The organism is Radiobacillus sp. PE A8.2 (assembly GCF_045635475.1).
Lineage (GTDB): Bacteria > Bacillota > Bacilli > Bacillales > Amphibacillaceae > JBJGXI01.
In genome coordinates this window covers 66,848-93,598 of sequence record NZ_JBJGXI010000006.1, presented here as the reverse complement: position 1 = coordinate 93,598, position 26,751 = coordinate 66,848, and the positions used below count along the sequence as shown (strand labels likewise).

Genomic DNA, 26,751 nt, shown 5'->3' with positions numbered 1-26,751 from the left:
CTCTCTTTATGTATCCCATTCATGCAATCGTGTCCTCATCAATACCGATAAAATGTAAATGAATGTATGAACGTATTATAGCGATAGATGACATAAAAATCAAGACCACGCTACCAGCTTTTTAAATAATTTGGGAATGGGAATTCCTTCATAGGCTTAAATATAACTTTTTCTTGAAAAACATTAATGACCGTTAACGTTTTTGCCTCATCCGCTTGATCACCGTATATACAAATCCGCCCCGGAATCATTGCAATCAACGGTGTAATGTTCATTTCCCTATCATCAAGGCCCATAATGTACAACGGTTCGCGTTGCATCAGCATTTTAATTTCCATTTTAGAAAACGGTTTACCTGCTGAATTGTAAAACGAAAAATCATCACCTTGAACAACATGTACAATTGGAAACTTAGATTCTTTTTTAGAAACGTATTCTCGGAGTGATTCAACAAAACTTTGATAATCCTCTTCTCGTTTAAACTCATCAATAGCAAAACCGACCACTTCGATCAACTGGTTTCGGTACGATTGTAATCTGAAATTAACAATCGAATCAAAATGAATACTATTTCCTGTCATATTATCTTCAAACAACGTAGTTAATGTATCTCGTGGACGATTATTTTTAATAATTTGACCCAAATCAGGATCATCACCAGCAATAATGCTTTCCGTTAATTCTAAGATTCGGTCAATTTCATCCTTATCATTAAAATAATAATGATGCTTAATCGTGTAAAGAATAGCCGGAATTTCTCTATGGGATACATATACATCTATTAATGCTTTTACAATCGCCTCATGTTGGTCTTGCAATTGCTGCTTTTCCTCAATTCTGATTTGATTCCCCCAATCTTCATTTGTCTTCCAATGAAACTCCATTTCTCTGTCATATACAAATAACTGTTCACAAAAAGTAATCGCCTCTTTATTCAATTGAAAATTAACTTCAAGCAATACATATCACCCTCACCGATCAAACTGTTACATTATATGGGTAATCAATTCAAAAAATGAATTATCTATTTAAATTCGTGCATAGTAGTCTTTCCGCATACAAAAAAGAGGCTATTTAATAGTGTAAACCTATTAAACGCCTCTTAATTCTTATATAAGAGTATAAACAGTTCTATGACCGCCGGTTTGCTCCAAACAAGGGAACTTCTTTACTTACTTGTTGGATCCGTTCAATAATTCGACCAGCCTTAACCTTTTCAGTATCACCATTTGTTGTTGTAGCTAGATGCTGCTCTAATTGCTTTAAATTGAAATTCGAAGTAAAAAAAACAGGCAAATGCTGCATCATCCGATATTGTAAAATGGAGCCGAGAACCTCATCTCGAAACCAAGCAGAAAGCGACTCCGCACCAATATCATCTAGCATCAAAACATCAACTTTTTTAAACAACTCTATCTTTTGGTTCACAGAGTCATCCTTAAATGATGCTTTAATCTCTCTAACAAACTCCGGCATATAAATCATCATGGAAGAAATATGTTTGTCTGCTAGTTCTTTCGCGATCGCGCCTAAGAAATACGTTTTTCCTACACCAAATGGACCATGGAAATAGATCCCTTTCGCTGCCTCAGCAGTATCAATAGATTGAATATAGCGATCTATTTCACGAATTGCTTGGTGCCGTTCTGGATCTTGAAAATCTAATTGAGTCATCGATGCCTCTAAGATGTCCTTTGGCATATGCAAGCTCTGAATTAGATCATGTTTTTTTCTTTGCTCATCATACTGCAATTTCTGATGACACTGTTCATAAGCAACTTGGACCTTGTTACCCTCGATATGAATATATGGACTATATCCTTGTAATATATTTTTACATTGCGCTAATGAGGCACAATTTGAACATTGCTTAGATTGTGACTGATATTCATATAATTTAATTAAATTTTTATCGATATCTTCTTCAGTCATTTCAGGATGCTTGCGTATGATGGATGCTATTTCTGGGTCATTTAATACGGCTTGCTTCATCTGAAGAAAGTTATCTTGAAAACTCTTATTATTGCGCATCCATTTTTTTAGAGAAGCTTGAATTGGTTCCATTCCCATTCATCCTTATAACTGATTTAATTAATTTTTTTTAGCATATTTCTTCGCAATATCACTAATATCATCCGTTTGCTTCGAAACAGTCGGTGACACATTAACACCACTTTTGTTAGTTACTTCTCGTTTTTTCTGTTCTTCAAACCAATCTGGAACAACCTCTTTACGATTCGTTTTCTTATAGTATGGTTTTTTCGTTCCCCATTGTTGATACTTAGTATTTTCAGCCTTTGCCAAAGCCATTGCTTGTCTTACTGTCTTGACGTTTTTTCGTGCCCAGTGACTGGAAATCTTTTCTAGGTAAGATTTAGTTAGCTTCATATCTGTTTTTAAAAGCACATAATGGACTAACACATTAATGACTCCAGGTGTTAATCCTTGTTGAGACATAATTTCACCAATCAATTTCAAATCCTGTGCCGACGCTTCATTTCCACCTGACAAATCCTCAAGAAGCTGCTTAGGAGAAATTTGCTCTAGCATTTGAATAAACTGATCTTCTTTACTCTGGGAGTCTTTATTTGGCTTTGATGGAATCCCTTGTTTTTTGGTTACTAATTTAATATCTGTGTTGTTTTGCTTTAATTGGAATAAATCCAAGCAAGCTGCTTTAAATTCCTTCGTATCGAGCTGATGATCTTCATTAACAGCCCAAACAACAGCACTTTCCAATTCTTGTTCTGTAAGGTCGTACAAGACAACCATTTGAACAATTAGCTTTTTAGAAGTTGTCGTTAACACACGCGCTGCAGGGATCATTCTTTCCGTCAACATTTGCTCTAACCATTTAAAATCAATGACGGCATTGTTCAGTGGGGGTCCAGATTGTTTTTGTTCTACATTCATCGATGGTTTCACTTGGTTTGAAGTGTTCGTAAAACCAGCATGAGTATCAAAAACCTCACCAAAGTTCGCTGTCACATTTTCTCCATTGATCTCCACGTTCGGTTTTTCTTGCAAAAATGCTTCTACGAGCTCTTTATATTTATGCTCACCTAACTGATGATAAAGCAGCTGTGATAACATGTCATCGGCCAAAAAATGTTGAACCGGAAACGGTTGCTGCAATTGATAAGTATAAGATGTAAGCTCGTCCGATTCTTTTTTGTACGTACGAAGCAGACCAATCGCTTCAAGTTTTAAACGCGCTTTATAAATTTCATCCAATGGCATCGATAAGAAATTCATCAACGTATGATGCGATTGTTCTACTGAATTTTTTCTAATTTGGAACTCGCTTAAAAGTGTCTGATACAGAGCAATTGCTTGAATCCCGATAAGCGGTTGATATAGATGGGTTAAAGACTGAAAAAATGAAGTAGTTATATCCCAAGAAACAACGATGATGTATCTTTCAGCAGGGAGTATTTTTCCGATGTGCGGTTGATTCATAGGACAGATAACCCTTTCCTTTTTATTAATCAATTTCCATGCTACACTTACCATTTTATTTTTTTTCTGAACGCATCAAGTCTTTCAGTTCGTCCAAGAAAACGTTGATGTCTTTAAATTGTCGATAGACAGAAGCAAAACGTACATATGCCACTTCATCAACCTGGGAAAGGTGATTCATAACAAGCTCACCAATAATTCCACTCTGCACTTCGGAATAGCCACTATTTCGTAACTCTCTTTCCACTTCAAGTGCAATCGTTTCGATTTGTTCTAATGCGACTGGACGTTTTTCGCATGACTTAATAAGCCCTCGAATTAACTTCTCGCGGCTAAACTCTTCCCTCGTACCTTCCTTCTTGACGACAATTAAAGGAATCTCTTCTAATCGTTCAAAGGTCGTGAATCGATAAGTACATTCTTCACATTCACGTCGTCTGCGAATCGCTTTACCCTCTTCAATCGGCCTTGAATCTAATACCTTTGTATTTTTATATTCACAATTTGGACATCTCATCTTTCATCAACCCCAAACATCCTTAATTCCTCAACTAGTACGATCTAACAAAGTAAGTTCCTTTTGCAATATTTTATACAACTTCGGAATTAACTTATGGCTATATCCAAAATCGGGTGGAAAAGCAGACTCTAATGTTACCGATAAATCAATTGCGGTTCGGTATGGTCTTACCATAATAATCGTAGCCGTCACAAATGCTTTACGGCCTCCTTTATAAATAACACTGATTTCTCCGTGGTCCTTTGAAGAAGCTACGATTTCAAATTCTTTTGCATTTGTAAATAACGCTTCAACCGCTTGCATCCCTTTCTCCTGCGTTGTCTTGAAGTAATGGGTTTTTAAATTTGGATCCCAATGATTATCACTTGTTTCAGAATGACTATTAAAATACTTATTAAATGTTTGCTTCAATGTCATCTATTGCACCTCGTCACTTTAATAAAATCATACTACTATTTTAACATGTTTTTCACAATAAAACGATGGACAAGGGTAAAAATACGAAAAACCCTTGCTTAAGCAAGGGTTTTCTATTCGTGTTCATTTTAAATTATAGAGGTTGTTCAAACACTAACTTAAAGAGCCTTAAACTTTTTCACTTGAATCGGACCCATTCCGCGTGGAACTTCAACCGCTTCACATGTTTTTGACTCTAATTCTTCAGCAATGTAATTAGCCGCTACATTTGGATCAATTATATCACCACATGTGTACACATCTATACTCGCATAACCATGCTCTGGAAAACTATGAATCGTTAAATGAGACTCTGATATAATAACAACACCACTTACACCGTGTGGTGCGAATTTATGAAAGGCAACTTCTCTTATTTCTGCTCCTGCTTTAAGTGCAGCATTAACAAAAATTTGTTCGATAAGCGGCATATCGTTTAGTTTTTCAATGTTGCAATCCCACATTTCTGCAATAACATGTCTTCCCATTGTATCCATTGGTAAAACTCCCCCTTAATAAGAATATTCTTCCAAATCCTCATGCAATATACTACCACGGGGGAAAGTTAGTCCTGAGAGGTCCTAACCCTTTAAGTAGTTACTATGAGCACATATCAGAAGGTAAAAACACAAGCAACTCAGGCCCTTCTGAGTAGGCCTTTTTTATATAAGCAATCTTTTTACATGCAGGAAAAGTATATACGTTAAACGCTCATTTGGCAATACAGAACCGACATTTTTTCGCTTTTTTAAGACCTTCTCATAAACTACTTTGTGATCACACAATAGTGTCAACCCGCTTAGCTTAATCCTAAACGCTACTATACATGAAAAAGATACTCCTGTACAGTAAAGTGTAGGAGTATCTTGAAATGTTCATCATTTAAGAAAAAGTAGCTACTTCCCATTTGCTTAAAATAGTGATCAACTGTTGTTCAGATTCTGCTAACGTCCTGTCATTATAAATGATAGCATCGGCCATTTCCGCCTTTTCTCGACCAGGAATTTGTGCACGAACGCGGTTTAACGCGTCCTCTTTGGTTAGATGATCGCGCTCAACGAGACGCTTCAGTTGTATATCTACCTCTACAAATACAACAAGAATTTTGTCAACAAGCTTCGTGAGCTTACTTTCAAACAATAATGGAATATCCATAACGACAGCTTTTTTTCCCTCATCAACTAGCATATCTCTTTGTTTTAGCATTTGTTCTCTAACAGCAGGGTGAACAATTTGATTTAACTGTTGACGCATGGATTCATCAGAAAATACAATTTGACCAAGCTTTTTGCGATCTATTTGCTTACTTTCAAGCAGAATTACGTCACCAAAGTAATCTATAATTTGTTGATATGCTGGCATCCCTGGCTCAACCACTTGTCTGGCAATTTTATCAGCATCGATAACTGGTATATCCCATTTTTCAAACATGTTAGCAACCGTTGTTTTGCCAGTTGCAATACTTCCCGTTAGTCCGATCACTATTGTCATCTGTTACAGCACCCTTGCTAAGAATTTTGTCGTTATGTCATTTTTGCAATTCCAATTATTATTAAGATAATGCCAGGTACGAAAGTCAATCGTTGTAGCCATTGCCAATAGGAAAATAAATAACCACTTTTTAAACCGGCGGCAAGAAATAATCCAGTCGTTGCTGCTATACCGAGGGCTGCAAAAGCTGGAGTAAATCCAAGCATCGCTGCACCAATTCCCGCACCAAAAGAGTCAAGCGATAATGCTAATCCTAGTATCAATGCTTCAATACCTGTAATTTTACCGGACTTATCCATATCGGCAGTCATTGGTTTCCGTAAAATTTGGATCACAATTCCTAGTGCTTTTATCTCAAATTTAAGAATCGTTGGCTCTTTATCATGATGTGATGAATTGTCTGTTCTTAAAAATTGGTAAATCACCCATAAACCTATAAATATGAGAATCCATCCACCTAATGATTCGGCAACTCTCACCGATAAGAATGATGCAATTATTTCGCCAATCAACATTGCTAGGAAAAAAGTTGTTCCGGTAATAAGCGCAATAACGATGATGGAACGAATAGGTAAGATTAATTTGCGTAAACCATAGGTAAATGCAACCATAAAACTGTCTAAGCTGACAGCAAATGCAAGCAGTATAAATGTGGTGAGATCAGCCATAGTAGCGCTCCTTTATCTATACTATATTTTTACGTATTAGTATATGGAGGGAGCGAATTGTCTGTGCCTACTTTTGGCATTCGACACAGACATGCGTGCCTCTGCCACTGACCTTCATCTTTACGATTGGTTTTCCACAATTTTTACAGTTTTTATTTTGTTGACCGTAAACGTTGAGCTGCTGCTGAAACATACCGATTTGACCTTGACTATTCACGTACGAACGAATTGTCGTACCACCTTCAGCAACGGCTTGTTTTAATGTCGCAACTGCTGCCTTATGAATCGCTATTACTTCACGCTTAAGTAGCTTACTTCCTTTACGCAATGGATGTACACTTGCTCTAAACAACGTTTCATCCACATAAATGTTCCCAAGCCCCGCAATGACAGACTGGTCCAACAAAATACTTTTAATCGACCGGTCACTTTTCCGCACCTTTTGATAAAACACATCAAAAGAAAACGTATCTTCAAGCGGGTCTGGTCCAAGTTGATTTAGTGGCTTATCCGATAATTCTGTTCCTTTTTCAAACAGGTGCATCGTACCAAATTTGCGGACATCATTATAGCGAAGCTCTTCACCATCTGTGAAATGAAAAATCACATGTGTATGCTTGATTAAAGGATCAATTTGTTTGAAAACCCCATATTTCCCTTCCATTCGCAGATGCGAAACAAGCACATGGTCATCCAGTTCAAACAGCAAAAACTTACCCTTTCGCTTCACATCATGTATGGTTTGTCCGATTAATAACTGCTTAAATTGCTGAATATCATCTGGTTGCTTGATCATTTTTGGCCAGAACACAGATATGTTTTTTATTGTTTTATCTATTACTAATTGCTTTAGCGTGTTTCGGATCGTTTCTACTTCAGGTAATTCTGGCATAACGTATGTCTCCCTATCTATTTTGCATCATACCAAGTCTTTCCATAGGCATAATCCACTTTAATTGGTACATCTAATTGAACAGCCGATTCCATCACCTCGGGTACCAGCTTAGCTAATATTTCAATTTCTTTCTCCGGTGCTTCGATTATCAATTCATCGTGTACTTGTAAAATTATTTGTGCTTCCAAGTTCTCATCCGCCAATCTGTAACGGAGATCAATCATCGCTTTTTTAATAATATCTGCGGCGCTTCCTTGGATTGGTGTATTCATTGCCGTTCTTTCAGCAAAGCTACGACGGTTAAAGTTCCTACTTGTAATCTCAGGTAAGTATCTTCTCCTATTCATAATCGTCGTTACATAACCTACTTGTTTGGCCTGTTGGACAATCTCGTCCATGTATTCACGTACACCAGGATAACTGTCTAAATATCGATCAATAAACTTTTGTGCTTCTTTTCTAGTAATATTTAGGCTCTGAGACAAGCCATAATCACTAATTCCGTACACAATTCCAAAGTTAACTGCTTTAGCATGCCTTCTCATGTTCGCTGTTACTTCTTCCTTATCTACATGAAAAACTTCCATCGCAGTCCTTGTGTGGATGTCCATGTCTTGATTAAAAGCTTCTATTAGCTTTTCATCCTGGGCGATATGTGCGAGCACTCGAAGCTCTATTTGTGAATAATCGGCAGCGAAAATATACCAACCCTCTGTCGATGGTATGAATGCTTGTCTAATTTTTTTACCTTCTTCTAAGCGAATCGGGATGTTTTGTAGGTTCGGCTCTGTTGAGCTCAGTCTACCGGTTTGCGTTAGTGCCTGATTAAATCGTGTATGAATTTTGTGCGTGTCTTTATTAACGACCTTTAGCAAACCTTCAATATAAGTGGACTGCAATTTCCCTAACTGGCGATACAATAACAACTTTGGAATGATTTCATGTTGATCCTGCAACTGTTCCAAAATATCCGCCGATGTAGAATAACCCGTTTTTGTTTTCTTTAAGACGGGTAATCCTAATTTTTTAAACAGAATCGGGCCAAGTTGTTTAGGAGAATTTACATTAAACGTCTCCCCAGCTAATTCGTAGATTTCTGACTCAAGGCCTTTTAAGCGTGATTGTAGTTCATCGCCCATCCTTTGTATTTGTTCCGTATCTATAGCAATCCCTGTATGCTCCATCTCACCCAAAATAAGTGCAAGTGGCATCTCTAGTTCATTTATAAGCTCTAATTGTTGATTATCTTCTAATTCTTTTTCTGCTTTTTCCTTTAGTATATAGATCATATTCGCTTTTCTGACAATATGCTCTGCCAAAGCTTCTTGTTCTGGCACTTTCATTTTTGCGCCTTTTCCGTATACCTCTTCATCAAATGATACACCCTGTTCTCCCATACGATGACTAATAGCCGGAATGTCATGATGGTTCTCCGATGGGTCAATGATGTACGAGGAAAGCAATAAATCGAATGTTATGCCTCGTAACTTAATACCATATCTTAGTAATGATACTAATGCTTTTTTAGCATCAAATACCCATTTTTCACTATTTTTATCTTCTGCCCATTGCTTAAAAGTATCCGATTTAACAGCTAGATCTGTAGAGATAAAATATTTACCGTGTTGATTCACTAGTCCAAACCCTTGAATTTGACCCGTATGGTAATTTTCTTCTAGCATTTCTATTTCTAAGGCTTGAACTTCTGCGAACAAATCCTTTGTAACTTCTTCAACTATTGTAACCTCTATGTCAGGAAGTTCTTGTAGTTCTACTTCTTCTTCGCTTTCTCCACCTGTAACTCTAGTAAGCAAGGATTGAAAACCAAGATCCTTAAAGATTGCACGTACTTTCTGTTGGTCAAAGCCATTATATTGGACATCGTCTAAGCCGATTTCAATTGGTGATTGACGATCAATGGTAACTAACTGTTTACTCATAAATGCATCTTCTTGATGATTTTCTAGTTTTTCCTTTAGTTTTTTGCCACTAACCTCGTCTAAATGCTCATACAAATTCTCAAGCGTATCAAACTGTTTTAGCAATTTAATCGCCGTCTTCTCCCCAACTCCCGGAACCCCTGGAATGTTATCTGAACTGTCACCCATAAGTCCTTTCATATCAATGACTTGTTCAGGCGTTATTTCTAACTTCTCATGCAAAAAGGTTGGGGTGTATTTGTCTACTTCACTCAACCCTTTTTTCGTTATATTTACAACCGAGTTGTCAGATACCAATTGTAATAAGTCTTTATCACCCGAAATGATCTGAACATCATAATTTTGCTGTTCACCAACTTTTGAAAGTGTACCGATAATATCATCTGCTTCATATTGAGGTAGTTGATAGTGCTTAATGTGAAATGCATCGAGCAATTCTTTTAAAAGTGGAAATTGTTCAGATAACTCTGATGGTGTCTTTTGTCTGCCACCTTTGTATTCTTTATATGTACTATGGCGGAATGTAGTCTTTCCTGCGTCAAATGCGACGAGCAAATGGGTTGGCTTCTCATCCTCTAAAATTCGAAGCAACATCGTAGTAAATCCATAAATTGCATTTGTATATACGCCTTTATCATTGTTTAACAAGGGCAAAGCGAAAAATGCTCGATAAGCAATACTATTGCCATCTATTAAAACGAGTTTATTTGTCATAATGACACTCCTGTCTAGTTATATTATAATCCATTTTACCATGATTCTTCCCGATAGAAAAAAGACTTCACTTTCTTTTATAAAGAAAGGAAGTCTTTAACCTACATTTATTATTCAAGATACCCCAATAATAATCGAGTATAATCAGAGTCTTGAGGCAAGATAATCGTTGTTTCACCGTCAATCGTTGTCTTATATGATTCTAATGTACGATAAAGCTGATAGAATTCCGTATCTCTTTGGAATGCTTGACTATACATTTCAGCTGCTTCTGTTTCACCTTCTGCTCTGATTTGTGCTGCCTGTGCATCCGCTTTTGACAACATCTCTTGTACATCACGGTCAGTGGTTGCAATAATACGCTTTTTCTCCGCTTCCCCTCGTGATAAATATTCTTGCGCAGTTGATTCTCGCTCCGATATCATACGGTTATAGACGGTTTGTTCATTTTCATCAGGTAAATCTGTTCTTTTAATACGAACGTCATCAACCTGAACACCGTAGTTATCTCTCGTTAATAATTCATTCACACGGTCGGTAACTCTTTTATTTAGATTTCCACGCGTACTTCCTTCTTCATTAATAATTTCATCATAGTTCATAGAACCTAGTTCACTACGCACTACCGAGAAGATAAACTCTCCCATGCGTGATTCGGCCCCGACTTCTGTTCTGGCTGTTGAAATCATGTCTTGTGGGTTCGTAATTTCCCAAATAGCATAATTATCAATAACAAGTCTCTTTTTATCTAACGTGTTAATTTCTCGTTCCGTTATATCATAAACCATTTTTTTATTTGGAAGAGTTGTTACCGAATGCAAAAGAGGAACTTTAAACTTCAGTCCAGGTTCAGATTGATAATCGATCACTTCACCAAACTGGCGAACAACCTTGTATTCTCCTTCTTTTACGATATACATACTATTAATTCCAAAGGCAATAACGACAATTAATATAAGGATAGAGATACCTATCTTAATGTATTTCCTTATATCATTTGATGATTTTTGATTCATTTCATAGACATTTTCATCACTCATTTGTCTTCGCCTCCGTTTCTGAGCTTGCTGCATTCTCTTCGGTCGGTACTACCGGTTTCGTATTGGATTGGCTACCGTTTTGATTCAAAGGTAGGTATTTTAAAGTGTTACCATCATCATTCATAATGTATATATTTGCATTAGGCAGAACTTGTTCTAACGTTTCCATCACTAAACGCTGTTTCGTAATGACAGGGTTGTTCGCATAGGCTTCATATAGTGCATTAAACTGAGCGATATCGCCTCGAGCCTGTTCGATCCTGGCAATTTTATCCCCTTCTGCACGAGTGATAATCGCATCTTTTTCCCCTAACGCTTCTTCAACTTGTTGATTTTGATATTTTTCTGCTTCATTTTGCTTTGTACGCATCGTCTCTCTAGCGTCCGTTACTTTCATAAACGCTTGCCTTACTTCTTCATTTGGTAAATCAACCTCCTGAAGCTTCACATCAGAAATAGATATCCCAATATCATAATCATCTACTAAGGTTGTTAAAAGTTCACGTACATCGTTTTCAATTTCTGCTTTTCCGTCAGTCAATACCTGATCGATTTCTGAAGAACCGATCACACTTCTTAATGCAGCTGAAGTCGCATTATTTAATATTTCCTGTGGATCAGTAGAATTGTATAAGTACTTATCAGGTTCGGCAATTTTCCACTGCACAACTAAATCTGCTTGAACAATATACTCGTCACCTGTAATAATTCGTGCCGTTTCCGCTTCTTTTCCACTTTCTTGGCTATAACCAAAATCAAGGCTAAAAGTTTCTTTAGAAAGTGTTTCAACCTCTTGAATCGGCCAAGGCATCTTAAAGTGAAGCCCCGGTTCCGTAATTCCTGGTTTAGCCTCCCCAAAAGTTAAAATAACTGCCTGTTCAGATTCATCTACTGTATACCAGCTAGTAAATCCTACGAGGCCTAATAGTGCAACAAGTAACACAATAGCTATCCAGCTATAAATTTGTTTTAGTGTCATCTCTTTTCCCCCTTTTCACTCTTTTTACATACGTATTACAAGGCTGTAACGTTTCAAAAACTTTAAATAAAATCACAAGAAAAAATTCCCATAACACAGATGTGTTGTAGGAATTGCAATCAAATCATTATTGCTTTGGTAGTACAATGCGGAATGTAGAGCCTTGATCAACCTTACTTTCAACTGTTATCGTACCTTTATGTGCTTCGACAATATGCTTCACAATCGCCAACCCAAGCCCTGTACCACCAGTATTTCTGCTGCGAGCTTTATCTACACGGTAAAAGCGTTCAAAAATTCTTGCGATAGAAACTTCAGGAATACCAATCCCAGTATCTCTTACAGTAATTCCGATTTTGTTTTCTGGAAGTTCTTGAACCGTTAAACTAACCTCACCATTAGCAGGCGTATAATTGATTGCATTATTTAATAAATTAACAAACACCTGCTTTAGACGCTCCGGATCACACTCAAAGATAATTTGGTGATTGATCTCTGTCTTAAAAATAATTGATTTCATTGCCGCTTGCTGCTCCATAATTGGAAGAATACTATCTAATAAAGTATCAATACTTAATTTCTGATATCGCAGTCGTAATTCATCTTTTTCTAATTTAGATAACTCTAGTAAATCGTAGACAAGCGCTTGCAACCTTTTACTTTCCTCTAAGATAATAGATAAGAATTGTGCCCGGATCTCCGCATCGTCGGACTCATCCTCTAACAATGTTTCCGCAAAGCCACGGATAGATGTGATTGGTGTCTTTAACTCATGCGATACGTTTGCTACAAAATCTTTTCGCATTTCTTCTACTCGCTTCAGTTCGGTAATGTCATGGAAGACCAGGACAACTCCCTTTAAATCCTTGAACTCGCTAAAAATCGGAGCACCAACAACTTCAATAAATTTTTGTTCAATTTCCATTGATATCGTAAAGGAGTCTTTTACTTTTTCTTCATAAAGAAACGCTTCTTGTACTGCTCGGTGGATTTGAACTTGATCAATCACATCATAATAAAGATAGCCGATCGTTAATTTTGGTTCCTTCCCAAATAGGGCTAGGAACTTTCTATTTACTAAATGAACATAGCCTCTTTCATCAATTAACATTAAGCCACTTTCCATATTATCTATTACAGTTCTTAGCTGACTAGCTTGCATTTTTTCTTGAATGGTCATTTCTTGTAGGCTTCTTGCAAGTACATTGACAGAATTACTTAACATTCCCGCCTCGCCATAATTAGCTACATAGGTACGTGCTTTATAATTCCCCTTAACGAGTTCATTTGCTACTTGTGCAGCTGATCTTACTGGTTTAATATATTTCTCATATATATTAAATAATAAAACATATAAAATTATAAGACCACCTAATAAGGTTACAACTACAATGATTCGTTCATTGTTTTCCGTTAGTGGAACAAGTATTACTCCAATACAGACCATTACTACTGTAGTAATTATCAAATAAGTTAAAAATGTGCGGGAATTAGATCCGACCATTAGTATGGCTCCTCCATTTTATAACCAAGCCCTCTAATTGTTTTTATATAAACTGGATGCTTTGTATCAGGTTCAATTTTTTCTCTAAGATGACTGATATGTACATCAACAATCCTTGTATCTCCCACAAAATCATAATTCCAAACGGCACTTAACAATTGATCTCTTGATAATACTTTTCCTTTATGCTTAGCAAGGTAAAGTAATAATTCAAATTCTTTTCTAGTAAAGGTTAACGTTTCGTCTCGGATCGTAGCCTCATACTGCTCTGGAAAGATGAGTAGTTCTGATACTTTAATATATGGCTTGTCATTTGTTGGCACTTGTTTATTAGAACGACGAAGGATCGCTTTTATTCGAGCCACCACTTCTTTAGGACTGAATGGTTTCGTTAAGTAGTCATCAGCACCTAATTCTAGCCCTAGCACTTTATCAAACTCATCATCTTTAGCCGTTAACATTAGAATTGGGGTATCTACTTGTTGCTGTCTTAATTGTTTACAAACATCCGTACCTTCCATTCCTGGAAGCATTAGGTCCAAGATAATTAAATCAAATGTCTGCTCTGTTGCTTTTCGCAATCCTTCTAAACCATCATAAGCAACATCCGTTAGAAAGCCTGCTTTTTCTATATTGTATTTTAGTAGTGTCACAATCGATTCTTCATCGTCTACGATCAATACCCTCTGATTCATAGTACTCACCTCATCTTTTAGTCTATTTTCATCATACAATGTAGGACTGACTATGTGAATACTATCGAAGTATAAACCTTGTGTTAGATATGTAAAAGTTTATTTACAATTGCTTCATCTTCCCTTAAAAATGGCTATTTTTATTGTGGAAAATAGCTAAAATGCGTCGTAGTGGTTGGGATAGTGCTATCACCCGTTCCGTCAGAATACTTCGCTTTCCGCGGGGAGCGACGAGCCTCCTCGAACTAATGTTTTCGGAGTCTCGTCCCGGCTCTTTTTTCCCGCAGGAGTCGAAGTATTCTGCCTCCACTGACATAGGTTTACTAATAGTAGGTAATGCCGGACTCAATAGACACAACACCATAAAGCAACGGTGAAAAGTGTTAGAACACTAAACGGATTTGAAAAAGCGTAACCTGTCTCATTTAGGCCATTATTCCTGCTGGAGTCGACTGCCTGGAGCTCCAATCACCACCCGACGTAAGAAGCAATCCAGTTAACAGCGGAGGAAATGCCCTTCGACTCCTGCGGGACTAGCGGCCTAAGTGAGACCCCGCAGGAGCGAAGCGACGAGGAGGCTCACTAGCCCCCCGCGGAAAGCGAAGGGCATTTCCGGAGCGGGTCAAGCACTCGCACTCGCCAAACTGAGACGCATTTTACTTCAACTATGAAGCAACATACTTTACGAAAAAGAGCCTAGCTGGCTATAAAACGAAAGGGTTGTGTTAGTCGGCACACCAACTAAACACAACCCCTCTTACATCCAGCTATTCTAATACATCTAGAACTTTCTTAACAGAATCTGCTGATTGATCTAATGCAGCTATTTCCTCTTCTGTTAAATCAAGTTCGATGATCTCTTCAATTCCATTTGCACCAAGAATAGTAGGAACACCTAAATAGATGTCAGTGTAGCCATACTCTCCTTCAAGATAAGCAATTGCCGGAAGAATTCGTCGTTGATCCTTCAAGATTGCTTCAGCCATTACTGTTATGGATGCTGCAGGTGCGTAATATGCACTGCCATTTCCTAGTAAACCGACAATCTCTCCGCCACCTTTACGTGTACGTTCCACAATCGCATCTAAGCGGTCCTGTGGTATTAACTTTTCCAAAGGAATTCCACCAGCATACGAATAACGAATTAATGGAACCATGTCATCACCGTGTCCACCTAATACAAATCCAGATACATCCTTGACCGAGACGTTCAATTCTTGTGCAACGAATGTACGGAATCTTGCTGTATCCAGAACACCAGATTGTCCAATCACACGATGTTTCGGGAAACCAGATTCTTTAAACACGGTATAGGTCATTGCATCCACTGGGTTAGTTAAAACAATAATCGTTGTTTCCGGTGAATGTTTGACAATGTCCTGTGTGACAGTTTTCATTATTTTCGCATTGGTATTAACAAGGTCGTCACGACTCATTCCAGGTTTACGTGCAATTCCAGCAGTAATAATCACCACATCAGATCCTGCTGTGTCTTCGTAGTGCGACGTACCAATGATATTTGCATCAAAGCCTTGCACAGGGCTTGCTTCTAGCATATCCAATGTTTTCCCTTTCGTAGGGTCTTCCATATTAGGTATATCAACTAACACAACATCGGCCAGTTCTTTTTGTGCAATCATAAGTGCAGTAGTTGCTCCAGTAAATCCACCACCGATTACGGACACTTTTCTCCTTGTTAAAACCATGTTTGCATGCACTCCTTAGTCCATGTTTTTAATTAGCTCATCACCGAATTCAGATGTTTTTACTTCTGTTGCGCCTTCCATCATACGTGCAAAATCATACGTAACTACCTTTGAACCAATTGTTTTATCCATTGATTTTGTAATTAAGTCTGCCGCTTCTCTCCATCCTAAGTGTTCAAGCATTAATACACCAGATAAGATTACAGAAGATGGGTTCACTTTGTCCAACCCAGCATACTTTGGTGCAGTACCATGTGTAGCTTCAAAGATAGCATGACCTGTTTCATAATTAATATTTGCTCCAGGAGCAATACCGATTCCACCAACTTGTGCAGCAAGTGCATCAGAAACATAGTCACCATTTAAATTCATTGTTGCAACAACATCGAATTCTTTTGGCCTTGTAAGAATTTGTTGTAGGAAGATATCAGCAATCGCATCTTTAACGATAATTTTTCCAGCTTGTTCAGCAGCAGCTTGTGCTTTATCCGCTGCGTCTCTACCTTCTTTTTCAACGATTTCGTCATATTCTGCCCAAGTAAATACTTTATCTCCATATTCCTGCTCTGCCAGCTCATAGCCCCAGTTTTTAAAAGCCCCTTCGGTAAATTTCATGATATTACCTTTATGGACAAGTGTTACACTCTTTCTGCCTTCATTGATAGCATACTCAATTGCAGAACGGACTAAGCGCTTCGTTCCTTCTTCTGATACTGGTTTAATACCAATACCTGATGTTTCAGGAAAGCGGATATTATGTACACCCATTTCTTTCTCTAGAAACTCAATTACCTTTTTCACTTCTGGAGAACCTTTTTGCCATTCGATACCTGCATAAATATCTTCTGTATTTTCACGGAAAATAACCATATCAGTATCTTCTGGACGTTTTACAGGAGATGGAACACCTGCAAAGTAACGAACTGGACGTAAGCAAGTAAATAAATCAAGTTCTTGTCTTAATGCTACGTTTAATGAACGAATTCCTCCACCGATTGGTGTAGTTAAAGGTCCTTTAATTGCGATTTTATATTCTCTGATTGCATCTAATGTATCATTTGGAAGCCATTCTTGTGTACGATCATAAGCTTTTTGACCAGCATAAACCTCTTTCCAAACAATTCCTTTTTCACCTTTATAAGCCTTTTCTACTGCAGCTTCAATAACGCGTTTTGCAGAAGCCCAAATATCTGGACCTGTACCGTCACCCTCGATAAAAGGAATGATTGGATTGTTTGGTGTTTGTACAACCCCATTATCTACTGTGATTTTTTCACCTTGTGTCATGTTTACTTCCTCCATTCTTATCATTACGCTTAAATAGTATCATATTCTGTAAGCAGTTATACAGTTAAACGAATTATTTTTGCAGATATCTCTGCACACGAAGAAGCCGGTTTAACACCGGCTACAGAACCAATCTTTATCTTTCTTCAATCGGTGTGTACTTCTGTCCTTTTGGTCCCACATATTCTGCACGTGGACGAATTAAACGGTTGTTATCATATTGCTCTAGAATATGAGCTAACCAACCAGATACACGACTGATCGCAAAGATAGGTGTAAATAAATCGTGATCGATTCCAAGACTATGGTAAACAGATGCAGAGTAGAAATCTACATTTGCTGGCAAGCCTTTTTCTGTTTTGATATATTCTTCAATTTTAGTAGACATCTGATACCATTTCGATTGTCCAGTTAACTCAGTTAACTCTCTAGACATCTTCTCCAGATGCTTCGCACGAGGATCGCCATTTCTATAAACACGATGGCCCATACCCATAATTTTTTCTTTGTTCGCTAACTTTTCTTTAATATACGGAATTGCATTATCTACTTCACCAATTTCTGAAAGCATCTTCATGACACGCTCATTTGCTCCACCATGTAATGGTCCTTTTAGCGCACCGATTGCTGAAGTTATTCCAGAATAGACATCAGATAGAGTTGCTACACATACTCTAGCAGTAAAAGTAGAAGCATTTAATTCATGGTCAGCATGAAGTACTAATGCTTTATTTATTGCTTCAATTTCAAGGTCCTTAGGTTCTTCCCCATTTAACATGTACAAGAAATTAGCTGCGAAGCTAAGCTCTTTTTTCGGAGCAACAGGCTCTTTACCATTACGAATACGAGCAAATGCTGTAACTACTGTAGGAATCTTTGCTTGGATACGTATAGCCTTTCGTAAATTAGCACTAGGTTCCATTACATCCGCTTCTGAATCGTCAAGGCTAAGCATAGATATAGCCGTACGCAAAGCAGCCATCGGATGGACCTTAGATAAATCATAGGAATGGAAATGATCTATTACCTGTTTAGGTATTTCCATATTATCGGCGAGCTGACTTTTAATTTCAGATAATTCACTAGTATTTGGAAGGCGCTTGTTCCATAACAGATAAATTACTTCCTCAAAGCTAGAATTCTCTGCAAGATCATCAATTGAGTAACCAGCATACGTAAGTTGGTCATCTATAATCGAACTAATTGATGACTCGGCAGCAATAACCCCTTCAAGTCCCTTAGTGGTTGTCATAATATCCCTCTCCTTTTCTTTGGAATCAATTTCTTCGACTACCTAATCTCCTGCAATATAACATAAATGACAGTAAATTAGATTAGGTTAGGAAGCATCTCATCAATCAATTGCATAATTTTCCATATGCTTTTAATTTGTCCCCATCTTCAATTATAAACAATATAGAATTTTATTGTAAATGAAAACGATTAATTTTTTAAAAAAGAAGAAAAAACGTTAGAGAATAGTTACATTTTACCCATTTTTTGTTTCTAACCAATGATGGCATCGACCATTTTCATTATCAAAAATGCAATCCCAGCCCCAATTAAAGGACCGACCGCCACACCTTGAAAAAATACCACGGCCAAAATTGTACCCATCACCAGAGCTGCTGTTAAGTGAGGATCATCGGCCAATAGACTGAGCCCATTACGTGCGATTATTGCAACAAACATACCTGCACCAAGGGCAATCCATGCATAGTAGGATTTAACACTGCTAAGCAGCTCTTTAAAGCCAATTTCGCCTGTAGCAATCGGCACAAGGACAGCAATTGTAATAATAGTAACACCTAAACTAATCCCCTTATCCTGCAAATAAGGAAACACTTTATCATCTAATTGGAACAGCTTTATTCCTAACAAAATATATACAGCTATCATAATTGACTGATTTTTCCCTATGTAACCTAATATAAATAAAATAAGTAAAAATATTGTGGATTGATTTAACATGAATGACGGTCTCCTTGAATATCATCTTACAACGCATTTATATGCTTGTTCATTCATCGTTACCGCAGGAACGAAATAACTGACAAAAATAATAATGAAAGGATGTGAGTTCCCTTTTGAATTATACGAGCGTTCATCGTTTGCTTCGATTACTTGTCGTCCTTAGTAGTGTGTCTCTATCCTTATTATTACTCGTTTATGTTACTAAATACACGTATCCGTTTTTAATTGCGCTTATGCTTGCGTTTTTATTTAATCCAATCGTAAATTGGTTAGAAAGAAAATGGCACGTCACACGGGCGGTTGCAACTGTACTCGTTCTGCTAATGTTGCTACTCGTTATTTTTGGAATCATTACGATATTGATCGTTGAGCTAATTAATGGTACGTCCTATTTAGCCGATAGAATCCCTGGACATTTTATAAATCTGATTGCATTTTTTGAAATCTTTGTTTCGGAGCAAATTATACCGCAATATGAAAAACTTCTGTCTCTATTAAGTATTTTAGAGCCTAGCCAACAATCGGTAATCATTAATCAAATCGAAAAGCTAGGTGAAATAATCGCGTCTTCTGGAGCAAATGTATTGCATAACACTTTAAAGAATATCCCAGTTTTATTAGGCAACTTACCTAGTTATATAACCGTTTTTATTTTTTCACTCATGGGTACCTTTTTTATTAGCAAGGATTGGTACAAGCTTAAAGAATATTTCACTAACCTAGCACCCTCATGGCTAAACGAGTCAACAAAGAATGTCGTTTATGGTTTAAAGAAAGCATTTTTCGGGTTTCTTAAAGCACAAATTACTTTAATCTCTATTACAGCAATTATTGTGTTAATCGGACTGTTCTTATTAGGCGTTGATTATGCTATCACCATTGCGATTATTATTGGTGTAGTTGATTTATTACCTTATTTAGGTACGGGACTCATATTTGTACCTTGGATTTTGTATATGTTCTTTACCAATGATTATAGTTTTTGCATTGGTCTTTCGATTTTATATATGGTCGTGATCATTCAAAGACAAATCATGGAACCAAAGATTTTGTCAACGAACATTGGAATCAATCCTCTAGCAACACTTATTGCCCTATTCGCTGGGTATCAACTATGGGGATTTACTGGTCTGATTTTCGGACCAATTTTGCTCGTTATTATTAATACGTTATATCATACAGGAATACTTACGCAGCTATGGTTGTATATCAAAGGTAACTGAACAAAAGCACAAGAACACCTTGTCAGAGAAATTAATATTTGATAGCAAGGTAGCTCTTATTAGTGAAAAATAGCAAAAGCCTAAATCATAGTGAGTTAGGCTTTTACTTGATAGCACTTACCTTCTGAAGATTGTAATCGTACCTTTCTCCAACCATTTTCTTACGATATCCTGCATCCATAATATAATCAGACGTCTTGTTGTTGGAATTAATAAAATAAAGCCGACTGCATCAGTTATAAAACCAGGTGTTAAAAGCAGGATAGCTCCTATCAGAATACAAATACCATTAAATATTTCATCCTGTGGACGTTGTCCAATATTGATTGATTGCCTCGCATTATATAGCGCCTGCATGCCTTGTTGTCTTGCGAGCCATGCGCCAATAACTCCAGTAAATATAATAAGTAAAACTACCCACCACGGTCCAATGATCCCACCAATATAAAGGAACACACCTATTTCTAATGCAGGAACAATTAGTATAAGTAGAAAAATCCAACGAAACATGTGAATCCTCCTCCATAAATCACAAAATAAGAAAATAGAAGGGAGATTTCTCCCCCTTCTATTTCACGCTAATCTTAAAGTACGCTTGCATGACCTTCGTAAATATCGCCTTTGCTAGCATCCATGGTCAGTTCTTTACCATCTTCAATAATATCAATTGCACGCTCAACGCCTACAATTACCGGAATACCTAGGCTAAGTCCAACAACAGCAGCATGAGATGTTAGTCCGCCTTCTTCCGTAATAATACCTGATGCCTTTTCTATCGCAGGCATCATGTCTTTATCTGTGCCATAAGTTATCACAATATCGCCTTTTTGCACTTTGTTAATCGCTTCATCAGCATTTCTTGCGATCACAGCGCGACCATGTGCGCTTCCTTTTCCGATTCCCTGTCCTTTAGCTAGCACGTCTCCGATGATATGAACTTTCATTAAGTTCGTTGTACCACTTTCACCAACAGGAACACCTGCCGTAATGATTACTCTGTCTCCTCTGTTGAAGTGACCAGTAGCTAAGCCGCGCTCAATAGCAACTGCTAACACATCATCTGTTGATGTTGCTAATTCACCTATAATTACTTGTACACCCCATACAAGCGCTAATCGTCTGCTAACTTTTTCGTCAAAAGTTACTGCAACAATTGGTGCCTCTGGACGATATTTAGAAATCATTCTCGCTGTATGACCACTAACAGTCGGTGTAATAATTGCATCCACTGACAAATTCATCGCGGAATGATTAACCGATTGGCTAATCGCGTCGGTAATTGTAATTTCACTAGATTTTGAAAGCTTGTCTAAGATGGTTTTATGGTCTAAAGCAGTTTCAGCTTTAGTAGCAATATTGCTCATCGTTCTAACCGCTTCAACAGGATAATCCCCTGCAGCTGTTTCACCAGAAAGCATAATTGCATCTGTTCCATCAAAAATCGCATTCGCTACATCAGAAGCTTCCGCTCTCGTTGGACGAGGATTACGTTGCATTGAATCTAACATTTGTGTTGCTGTAATTACTGGTTTACCAGCTGTATTACACTTACGAATTAAATCCTTTTGTACAAGTGGTACATCCTCAGGAGGAATTTCAACTCCAAGGTCTCCTCTTGCAACCATTAACCCATCACTTACTTGAAGGATGCTGTCAATATTATCTACCCCTTCTTGGTTTTCAATCTTAGGGATAATTTGAATATAATCCGCACCATTTTTCTCTAACAATTCACGTATTTCTAAGATGTCTGTGGCACGACGTACAAATGAAGCTGCAATGAAATCAACACCTTGTTCAATACCAAACTTGATATCATTTGCATCCTTTTCCGTAATACCTGGAAGGTTTACACTAACATTTGGTACGTTAACACCTTTTTTATTTTTTAATAGTCCAGAGTTTAATGCAACAGTCTTTAATTCATTTTGTTCTTTAATAATATCTGTTACTTCTAGTTCGATAAGGCCATCATCAAGTAATAATTTTGAACCAACATGCACATCTTCAATTAGCTGTGGATAAGTAACAGAAATTCGTTCTGCGCTTCCTTCGATCTCATTCATCGATACATAAAGTGTTTGCCCTTTATTTAGTTGTGCTTGTCCATCTATTAAAACACCCGTACGGATTTCCGGTCCTTTAGTATCTAATAAAATAGCTACAGTTTTACCTGTAATTTCACATGCTTCGCGAATGTTTATAATTCGTTGACCATGTTCTTCAAAATCACCGTGAGAGAAGTTCAAACGGGCTACGTTCATTCCAGCTTCAATTAATTGAACCAGTTGATCGACTGTTTCTGATGCTGGTCCTATTGTACATACAATTTTAGTTTTTCTCATTGTTAAATGTCCTCCTTATTTCCTAACAGATGCTTATATAGATAATTCGTTAGATAACTTGTACATGTCCATATCAATCTGATGTGGCTTTGACAAAATTTCAATAATATCGTGATCAACTAACTTGTTGTTTTGTATACCTACCATTCTGCCTGCTTTACCTGCTAATAACAAATCAACAGCTTTTGCTCCTAAACGGCTGGCAAGAACACGATCGCTTCCGGTTGGTGATCCACCACGTTGAATGTGACCTAGGATTGTAACTCTAGTTTCCATTTGCGTAGCTTCCTTAATTCGCTGGCCAACCTCTGTTCCATTTCCAACACCTTCAGCTAAAATAATAATGCTATGTTTTTTCCCTCGTTCCTGACCACGTTTTAATTTCTCAACAACTTGTTCAAAATCCTCAGCCTTCTCCGGAATTAGAATACTTTCTGCACCATCGGCAAGTCCTGCCCAGAGTGCTAAATCCCCGGCATGTCTCCCCATTACTTCAATAACATATGTACGTTCATGAGAGGTTGCTGTATCACGAATTTTGTCAATTGCATCGATAATTGTATTTAACGCTGTATCGAAACCAATTGTGAAATCTGTTCCCGGAATATCATTATCAATTGTACCGGGCACACCAATACAAGGGTAACCCTTTTCGGTTAACTTTTTTGCCCCCATAAAGGAACCATCACCACCGATAACAATTAAACCTTCGATACCGATCTTGTTCAATTGCTCAATCGCCTTCTGCTGTCCTTCTTCAGTTTTAAATTCCTCACTTCGAGCGGAATAAAGGATTGTGCCTCCACGTTGAATAATATCGCCAACAGAACCTAGCTCCATCCTTTTAATGTTACCTTCCATCAGGCCTTGATATCCATTGTAAACACCATAAATCTCTATATTATGGTAGATTGCTTTTCTCACAACAGCGCGAACAGCCGCATTCATTCCTGGAGCATCTCCACCACTTGTTAAAACACCAATTTTCTTCATTGTTCATTTCACCTCTTATTATAAAAGATTTCCCCTTTATTTTTTCCCCATACAAAGACATATCTAAACAACTACATCATCAACATTTAATTATACAAGAAAATATCCCGATTCACACCTGAAATTGTTACAAATTTATTTTTTTCTACAAAAAACCAGCCCTGTCTCACAGGAGACAAGGCAAAATTCACTCTGGTAAAGTAGTTACGTCACCAATATTTTTATATTTTTCCCATCTTTTCTCTAACAATGTTTCCGAATTCTCTTTAGACAGTTGATTTAAAGATGCTGTAATGACTTCATCGATTGATTTTGCTTGTACTTCAACATCACGGTGTGCCCCACCTCTTGGCTCTGAAATTATTTCCTCTATAATTCCAAGCTTTTTCAAATCATACGAAGTGATTTTTAATGATTCCGCTGCCCGCTTTGCTTGGGTAGAATCTTTCCATAATAATGCGGCAGCACCTTCAGGTGAAATAACCGAATACGTGGAATTCTCTAGCATATGGATATGGTCACCAACACCTAATGCTAAGGCACCACCAGAGCCACCTTCCCCTATAACTATACACACAATAGGAACTTTAAGCCCGGCCATTTCCATAAGGTTTCTTGCAATTGCTTCACTTTGGCCTCGTTCCTCTGCAGCTCTACCTGGATAGGCACCCTTTGTGTCAATAAAACATATAATAGGTCTATTAAATTTCTCTGCTTGCTTCATATGTCGTAGTGCCTTGCGGTAACCTTCTGGATGCGGGCTTCCAAAATTACGACGAATATTCTCTTTCGTATTTTTCCCACGTTGATGGCCAATTACAGTAATCGCTTGGCCATGATATTTAGCAATACCAGCAACAATTGCTTCATCATCACCAAAAAATCGATCACCATGAAACTCTATGAAATCAGTAAATAAATACGGAATATAATCTAATGTAGTTGGCCGGTTTACGTGTCGAGCAATTTGCACCCGATCCCATGGATTTAAATTTCCGTAGATGTCACTCTCTAACTTTTCTAATCTCGCTTCAAGCGTTGCGATTTCACTTGTCAGATCTATATCACTTTCTACGGTTAATTGCTTAAGTTCAGCAATTTTTTCTCGCAGCTCAATAATTGGTTTTTCAAACTCCATAATTTGCTTCATTACGAGGATGCACCTCCTAGCTGATGGATCTCTAGTACAGTTGACAACACTTTTTTCATCTCTTGTCTTGGAATAACTTTATCTAACTGTCCATGCTCTAGTTGAAATTCAGCTGTCTGAAAATCATCTGGTAATTTTTCGCGAATCGTTTGTTCAATAATCCGTCTACCTGCAAATCCTATTAAAGCACCTGGCTCTGCAAAATTATAATCACCGAGGGATGCAAAACTTGCAGAAACCCCTCCTGTCGTAGGATTAGTCATGACAGAGATCATTAATCCTCCTGATGCATGAAGGCGTTGAATAGCAACAGATGTTTTACTCATTTGCATAAGACTCAATACACCTTCCTGCATTCTCGCTCCACCGGAAGCAGTAAAGATGATAAATGGAATTTTTTCTTTACGTGCATTTTCAATTGCTCGGGCAATTTTTTCCCCGACTACAGATCCCATACTTCCCATTCGAAAGCGACCGTCCATTACTGCAATCGCTGTATGAAATCCATTGATTGAACCTTTTCCAGTTACAATTGCTTCGTTTAATCCTGTCTTTTTTCTGTCCTTAGCAAGCTTATCCTCATAATCTGGAAACTGAAGCGGATTATTTGAAATTAATTGCTTGTCCCATTCAATAAAAGATCCCTCGTCTAATAAACTCTCGATACGTTCGAAAGCTGGCATTAGATGATGGTGAGCACAATTAGGACAAACGTTAAGATTTTTTTTCATTTCTTTTCGGTAATAGATTTTCTGACAACCCTCGCATTTTTGCATGATTCCCTCAGGTATATCTTGTCTTGCTTTATCACTTGGAATGGACGCATATTTCTTTTTTTTACTAAAAAAATCTTTAAGCAAAGGTTATTCCTCCTTCTTTTACCAGAGCCTATCTTTTTTCACTACCAAAAACTATAAATAAATACGGTTAAATAGCTCTTCAATTTGTTCATACTTTCTATTTTCTAGCATCTTGATTAATTGTTCGTAAAATTGATCATGATATGAAATAGTATGAAAGGTATTAGTGAAATTCTCCATTAACTCCCAAATTCTTTGTAACAAACTATTTTCAGCATACTGAAAAATAACTAAAAAAAACGCAGCATGCTTTTGCGCTCGGCCAAGTTTCGGGTCATGGAAAGCTGATTTTAAATCTTCTATCGCTGATAAATGCATGTGACTAAATGCTAATTTGGTAGCTTCTTTTTCGATTATCTTTTTTGTTAACAGTAAATCATGTCTTGTATGTGTTTCATTCAAAATAAATGTAGAAAGTAACTCTACGGTGTGATAAGACTGATAAGAACACAAATAAGTGCCTTCTCCTCTTCGTGTTTCAATTAAACCTAACAATTCCATTGCTCTAAGCGCTTCTCTTATTGACGAACGTCCTGCATCTAGTTTTTCAGCTAACTCTCGTTCAGACGGAAGCTTGTCTCCAGACTGTAAATGATTCGTCGTAATAAACTTCTGGATCTCTTTTAATACTTCTTCATATACCTTTGCTTTTGAATTGCTCATTAATCGTAAAGCTCACTCCTTCATCCTATTGCTCAGGACTATAAGGATCGTCAATCCTATTTAAAATGTAGATCCATAGTTGTTAGAGAGCATAAATCTAGTATAGGTAACTAGGTGGTCTGACCAATAACAACTACTACATTATACCAAATAAGTTGAACGTGTAAACCCTCGTCATTTTAGCTGCTT

Annotated in this window: 25 protein-coding genes; 1 reads left to right on the top strand and 24 read right to left on the bottom strand. The window is 37.4% G+C overall.

Annotation, left to right across the window (positions count from 1 at the left end):
- Positions 1-110: 110 nt before the first annotated feature.
- The 18 genes from ytxC to ACI6MV_RS05245 form a co-directional block, all read right to left on the bottom strand.
- Positions 111-959, bottom strand: coding sequence for a sporulation protein YtxC (ytxC, locus tag ACI6MV_RS05330; RefSeq protein ID WP_407269083.1), 849 nt, complete (start codon positions 957-959; stop codon positions 111-113).
- 172 nt (positions 960-1,131) lie between these two features.
- Positions 1,132-2,064 carry a primosomal protein DnaI gene (dnaI, locus tag ACI6MV_RS05325; protein WP_407269081.1) on the bottom strand — a complete coding sequence of 311 codons (933 nt, stop codon included), beginning with the start codon at positions 2,062-2,064 and terminating at the stop codon, positions 1,132-1,134.
- Positions 2,065-2,091: 27 nt separating this feature from the next.
- Positions 2,092-3,459, bottom strand: a complete 1,368-nt coding sequence (locus ACI6MV_RS05320) for a replication initiation and membrane attachment family protein (protein ID WP_407269079.1) — start codon at positions 3,457-3,459, stop codon at positions 2,092-2,094.
- A gap of 55 nt (positions 3,460-3,514) precedes the next feature.
- A complete protein-coding gene (gene nrdR, locus ACI6MV_RS05315; RefSeq protein ID WP_407269077.1) occupies positions 3,515-3,976 on the bottom strand; it encodes a transcriptional regulator NrdR in 462 nt (153 codons plus the stop codon).
- Positions 3,977-4,006: 30 nt separating this feature from the next.
- Complete coding sequence (locus tag ACI6MV_RS05310; RefSeq protein ID WP_407269075.1) at positions 4,007-4,396, bottom strand: cytosolic protein; 390 nt, start codon at positions 4,394-4,396, stop codon at positions 4,007-4,009.
- Positions 4,397-4,554: 158 nt separating this feature from the next.
- Positions 4,555-4,932 (bottom strand): adenosylmethionine decarboxylase, encoded by a 378-nt coding sequence (gene speD / locus ACI6MV_RS05305; protein WP_407269074.1) that lies wholly within the window; start codon positions 4,930-4,932, stop codon positions 4,555-4,557.
- Positions 4,933-5,317: 385 nt separating this feature from the next.
- The gene (coaE, locus tag ACI6MV_RS05300; protein ID WP_407269072.1) at positions 5,318-5,926 is read right to left on the bottom strand and encodes a dephospho-CoA kinase; all 609 of its coding nucleotides are present in this window, start codon (positions 5,924-5,926) and stop codon (positions 5,318-5,320) included.
- A gap of 32 nt (positions 5,927-5,958) precedes the next feature.
- Positions 5,959-6,594, bottom strand: a complete 636-nt coding sequence (ytaF, locus tag ACI6MV_RS05295; RefSeq protein WP_407269071.1) for a sporulation membrane protein YtaF — start codon at positions 6,592-6,594, stop codon at positions 5,959-5,961.
- Positions 6,595-6,661: 67 nt separating this feature from the next.
- Positions 6,662-7,486 carry a DNA-formamidopyrimidine glycosylase gene (gene mutM, locus ACI6MV_RS05290; RefSeq protein ID WP_407269069.1) on the bottom strand — a complete coding sequence of 275 codons (825 nt, stop codon included), beginning with the start codon at positions 7,484-7,486 and terminating at the stop codon, positions 6,662-6,664.
- A 17-nt stretch (positions 7,487-7,503) separates the two neighbouring features.
- Positions 7,504-10,143: a DNA polymerase I gene (polA, locus tag ACI6MV_RS05285; RefSeq protein WP_407269067.1), complete on the bottom strand. Its 2,640-nt coding sequence runs from the start codon at positions 10,141-10,143 to the stop codon at positions 7,504-7,506.
- Positions 10,144-10,253: 110 nt separating this feature from the next.
- A complete protein-coding gene (gene hflC / locus ACI6MV_RS05280) occupies positions 10,254-11,183 on the bottom strand; it encodes a protease modulator HflC (protein ID WP_407269065.1) in 930 nt (309 codons plus the stop codon).
- Positions 11,176-12,162, bottom strand: a complete 987-nt coding sequence (gene hflK, locus ACI6MV_RS05275) for an FtsH protease activity modulator HflK (protein ID WP_407269063.1) — start codon at positions 12,160-12,162, stop codon at positions 11,176-11,178. Before hflK ends, hflC begins: the two co-directional genes overlap by 8 nt.
- A gap of 127 nt (positions 12,163-12,289) precedes the next feature.
- Positions 12,290-13,666, bottom strand: a complete 1,377-nt coding sequence (gene pnpS / locus ACI6MV_RS05270; RefSeq protein WP_407269061.1) for a two-component system histidine kinase PnpS — start codon at positions 13,664-13,666, stop codon at positions 12,290-12,292.
- Entirely contained in the window at positions 13,666-14,361 is a 696-nt protein-coding gene (locus ACI6MV_RS05265) for a response regulator transcription factor (RefSeq protein WP_407269059.1), read from the bottom strand. The genes pnpS and ACI6MV_RS05265 overlap by 1 nt, the downstream gene beginning before the upstream one ends.
- A gap of 767 nt (positions 14,362-15,128) precedes the next feature.
- The gene (gene mdh / locus ACI6MV_RS05260; RefSeq protein ID WP_407269057.1) at positions 15,129-16,067 is read right to left on the bottom strand and encodes a malate dehydrogenase; all 939 of its coding nucleotides are present in this window, start codon (positions 16,065-16,067) and stop codon (positions 15,129-15,131) included.
- 15 nt (positions 16,068-16,082) lie between these two features.
- Entirely contained in the window at positions 16,083-17,354 is a 1,272-nt protein-coding gene (gene icd / locus ACI6MV_RS05255) for an NADP-dependent isocitrate dehydrogenase (RefSeq protein ID WP_407269056.1), read from the bottom strand.
- A 136-nt stretch (positions 17,355-17,490) separates the two neighbouring features.
- Positions 17,491-18,606 (bottom strand): citrate synthase, encoded by a 1,116-nt coding sequence (gene citZ / locus ACI6MV_RS05250; RefSeq protein WP_407269054.1) that lies wholly within the window; start codon positions 18,604-18,606, stop codon positions 17,491-17,493.
- Positions 18,607-18,860: 254 nt separating this feature from the next.
- Positions 18,861-19,325 carry a DUF441 domain-containing protein gene (locus ACI6MV_RS05245; protein ID WP_407269052.1) on the bottom strand — a complete coding sequence of 155 codons (465 nt, stop codon included), beginning with the start codon at positions 19,323-19,325 and terminating at the stop codon, positions 18,861-18,863.
- 116 nt (positions 19,326-19,441) lie between these two features.
- Between ACI6MV_RS05245 and ytvI the strand changes: the two genes are divergently transcribed.
- On the top strand, positions 19,442-20,551 hold the full coding sequence (gene ytvI, locus ACI6MV_RS05240; RefSeq protein WP_407269050.1) for a sporulation integral membrane protein YtvI: 1,110 nt from the start codon (positions 19,442-19,444) through the stop codon (positions 20,549-20,551).
- Positions 20,552-20,668: 117 nt separating this feature from the next.
- Here the strand turns inward: ytvI and ACI6MV_RS05235 are convergent, their stop codons facing one another.
- The 6 genes from ACI6MV_RS05235 to ACI6MV_RS05210 form a co-directional block, all read right to left on the bottom strand.
- On the bottom strand, positions 20,669-21,061 hold the full coding sequence (locus ACI6MV_RS05235; RefSeq protein ID WP_407269048.1) for an FxsA family protein: 393 nt from the start codon (positions 21,059-21,061) through the stop codon (positions 20,669-20,671).
- A gap of 74 nt (positions 21,062-21,135) precedes the next feature.
- Entirely contained in the window at positions 21,136-22,896 is a 1,761-nt protein-coding gene (gene pyk / locus ACI6MV_RS05230; RefSeq protein ID WP_407269046.1) for a pyruvate kinase, read from the bottom strand.
- Between the two features lie 33 nt (positions 22,897-22,929).
- Positions 22,930-23,889 carry a 6-phosphofructokinase gene (gene pfkA / locus ACI6MV_RS05225; protein ID WP_407269044.1) on the bottom strand — a complete coding sequence of 320 codons (960 nt, stop codon included), beginning with the start codon at positions 23,887-23,889 and terminating at the stop codon, positions 22,930-22,932.
- A gap of 187 nt (positions 23,890-24,076) precedes the next feature.
- Positions 24,077-25,039: an acetyl-CoA carboxylase carboxyl transferase subunit alpha gene (accA, locus tag ACI6MV_RS05220; protein WP_407269042.1), complete on the bottom strand. Its 963-nt coding sequence runs from the start codon at positions 25,037-25,039 to the stop codon at positions 24,077-24,079.
- The gene (gene accD / locus ACI6MV_RS05215) at positions 25,039-25,899 is read right to left on the bottom strand and encodes an acetyl-CoA carboxylase, carboxyltransferase subunit beta (protein ID WP_407269040.1); all 861 of its coding nucleotides are present in this window, start codon (positions 25,897-25,899) and stop codon (positions 25,039-25,041) included. The genes accA and accD overlap by 1 nt, the downstream gene beginning before the upstream one ends.
- Positions 25,900-25,950: 51 nt before the next feature.
- The gene (locus ACI6MV_RS05210; RefSeq protein WP_407269038.1) at positions 25,951-26,562 is read right to left on the bottom strand and encodes a FadR/GntR family transcriptional regulator; all 612 of its coding nucleotides are present in this window, start codon (positions 26,560-26,562) and stop codon (positions 25,951-25,953) included.
- Positions 26,563-26,751 lie beyond the last annotated feature (189 nt).

Coding starts and splice junctions, on each gene's coding strand:
- dnaI (WP_407269081.1), bottom strand. CDS start 2,064: ATGGAACCAATTCAAGCTTCTCTAAAAAAATGGATGCGCAATAATAAG.
- ACI6MV_RS05320 (WP_407269079.1), bottom strand. CDS start 3,459: ATGAATCAACCGCACATCGGAAAAATACTCCCTGCTGAAAGATACATC.
- nrdR (WP_407269077.1), bottom strand. CDS start 3,976: ATGAGATGTCCAAATTGTGAATATAAAAATACAAAGGTATTAGATTCA.
- ACI6MV_RS05310 (WP_407269075.1), bottom strand. CDS start 4,396: ATGACATTGAAGCAAACATTTAATAAGTATTTTAATAGTCATTCTGAA.
- speD (WP_407269074.1), bottom strand. CDS start 4,932: ATGGATACAATGGGAAGACATGTTATTGCAGAAATGTGGGATTGCAAC.
- coaE (WP_407269072.1), bottom strand. CDS start 5,926: ATGACAATAGTGATCGGACTAACGGGAAGTATTGCAACTGGCAAAACA.
- ytaF (WP_407269071.1), bottom strand. CDS start 6,594: ATGGCTGATCTCACCACATTTATACTGCTTGCATTTGCTGTCAGCTTA.
- mutM (WP_407269069.1), bottom strand. CDS start 7,486: ATGCCAGAATTACCTGAAGTAGAAACGATCCGAAACACGCTAAAGCAA.
- polA (WP_407269067.1), bottom strand. CDS start 10,143: ATGACAAATAAACTCGTTTTAATAGATGGCAATAGTATTGCTTATCGA.
- hflC (WP_407269065.1), bottom strand. CDS start 11,183: ATGAGTGATGAAAATGTCTATGAAATGAATCAAAAATCATCAAATGAT.
- hflK (WP_407269063.1), bottom strand. CDS start 12,162: ATGACACTAAAACAAATTTATAGCTGGATAGCTATTGTGTTACTTGTT.
- pnpS (WP_407269061.1), bottom strand. CDS start 13,666: ATGGTCGGATCTAATTCCCGCACATTTTTAACTTATTTGATAATTACT.
- ACI6MV_RS05265 (WP_407269059.1), bottom strand. CDS start 14,361: ATGAATCAGAGGGTATTGATCGTAGACGATGAAGAATCGATTGTGACA.
- mdh (WP_407269057.1), bottom strand. CDS start 16,067: ATGGTTTTAACAAGGAGAAAAGTGTCCGTAATCGGTGGTGGATTTACT.
- icd (WP_407269056.1), bottom strand. CDS start 17,354: ATGACACAAGGTGAAAAAATCACAGTAGATAATGGGGTTGTACAAACA.
- citZ (WP_407269054.1), bottom strand. CDS start 18,606: ATGACAACCACTAAGGGACTTGAAGGGGTTATTGCTGCCGAGTCATCA.
- ACI6MV_RS05245 (WP_407269052.1), bottom strand. CDS start 19,325: ATGTTAAATCAATCCACAATATTTTTACTTATTTTATTTATATTAGGT.
- ACI6MV_RS05235 (WP_407269048.1), bottom strand. CDS start 21,061: ATGTTTCGTTGGATTTTTCTACTTATACTAATTGTTCCTGCATTAGAA.
- pyk (WP_407269046.1), bottom strand. CDS start 22,896: ATGAGAAAAACTAAAATTGTATGTACAATAGGACCAGCATCAGAAACA.
- pfkA (WP_407269044.1), bottom strand. CDS start 23,889: ATGAAGAAAATTGGTGTTTTAACAAGTGGTGGAGATGCTCCAGGAATG.
- accA (WP_407269042.1), bottom strand. CDS start 25,039: ATGAAGCAAATTATGGAGTTTGAAAAACCAATTATTGAGCTGCGAGAA.
- ACI6MV_RS05210 (WP_407269038.1), bottom strand. CDS start 26,562: ATGAGCAATTCAAAAGCAAAGGTATATGAAGAAGTATTAAAAGAGATC.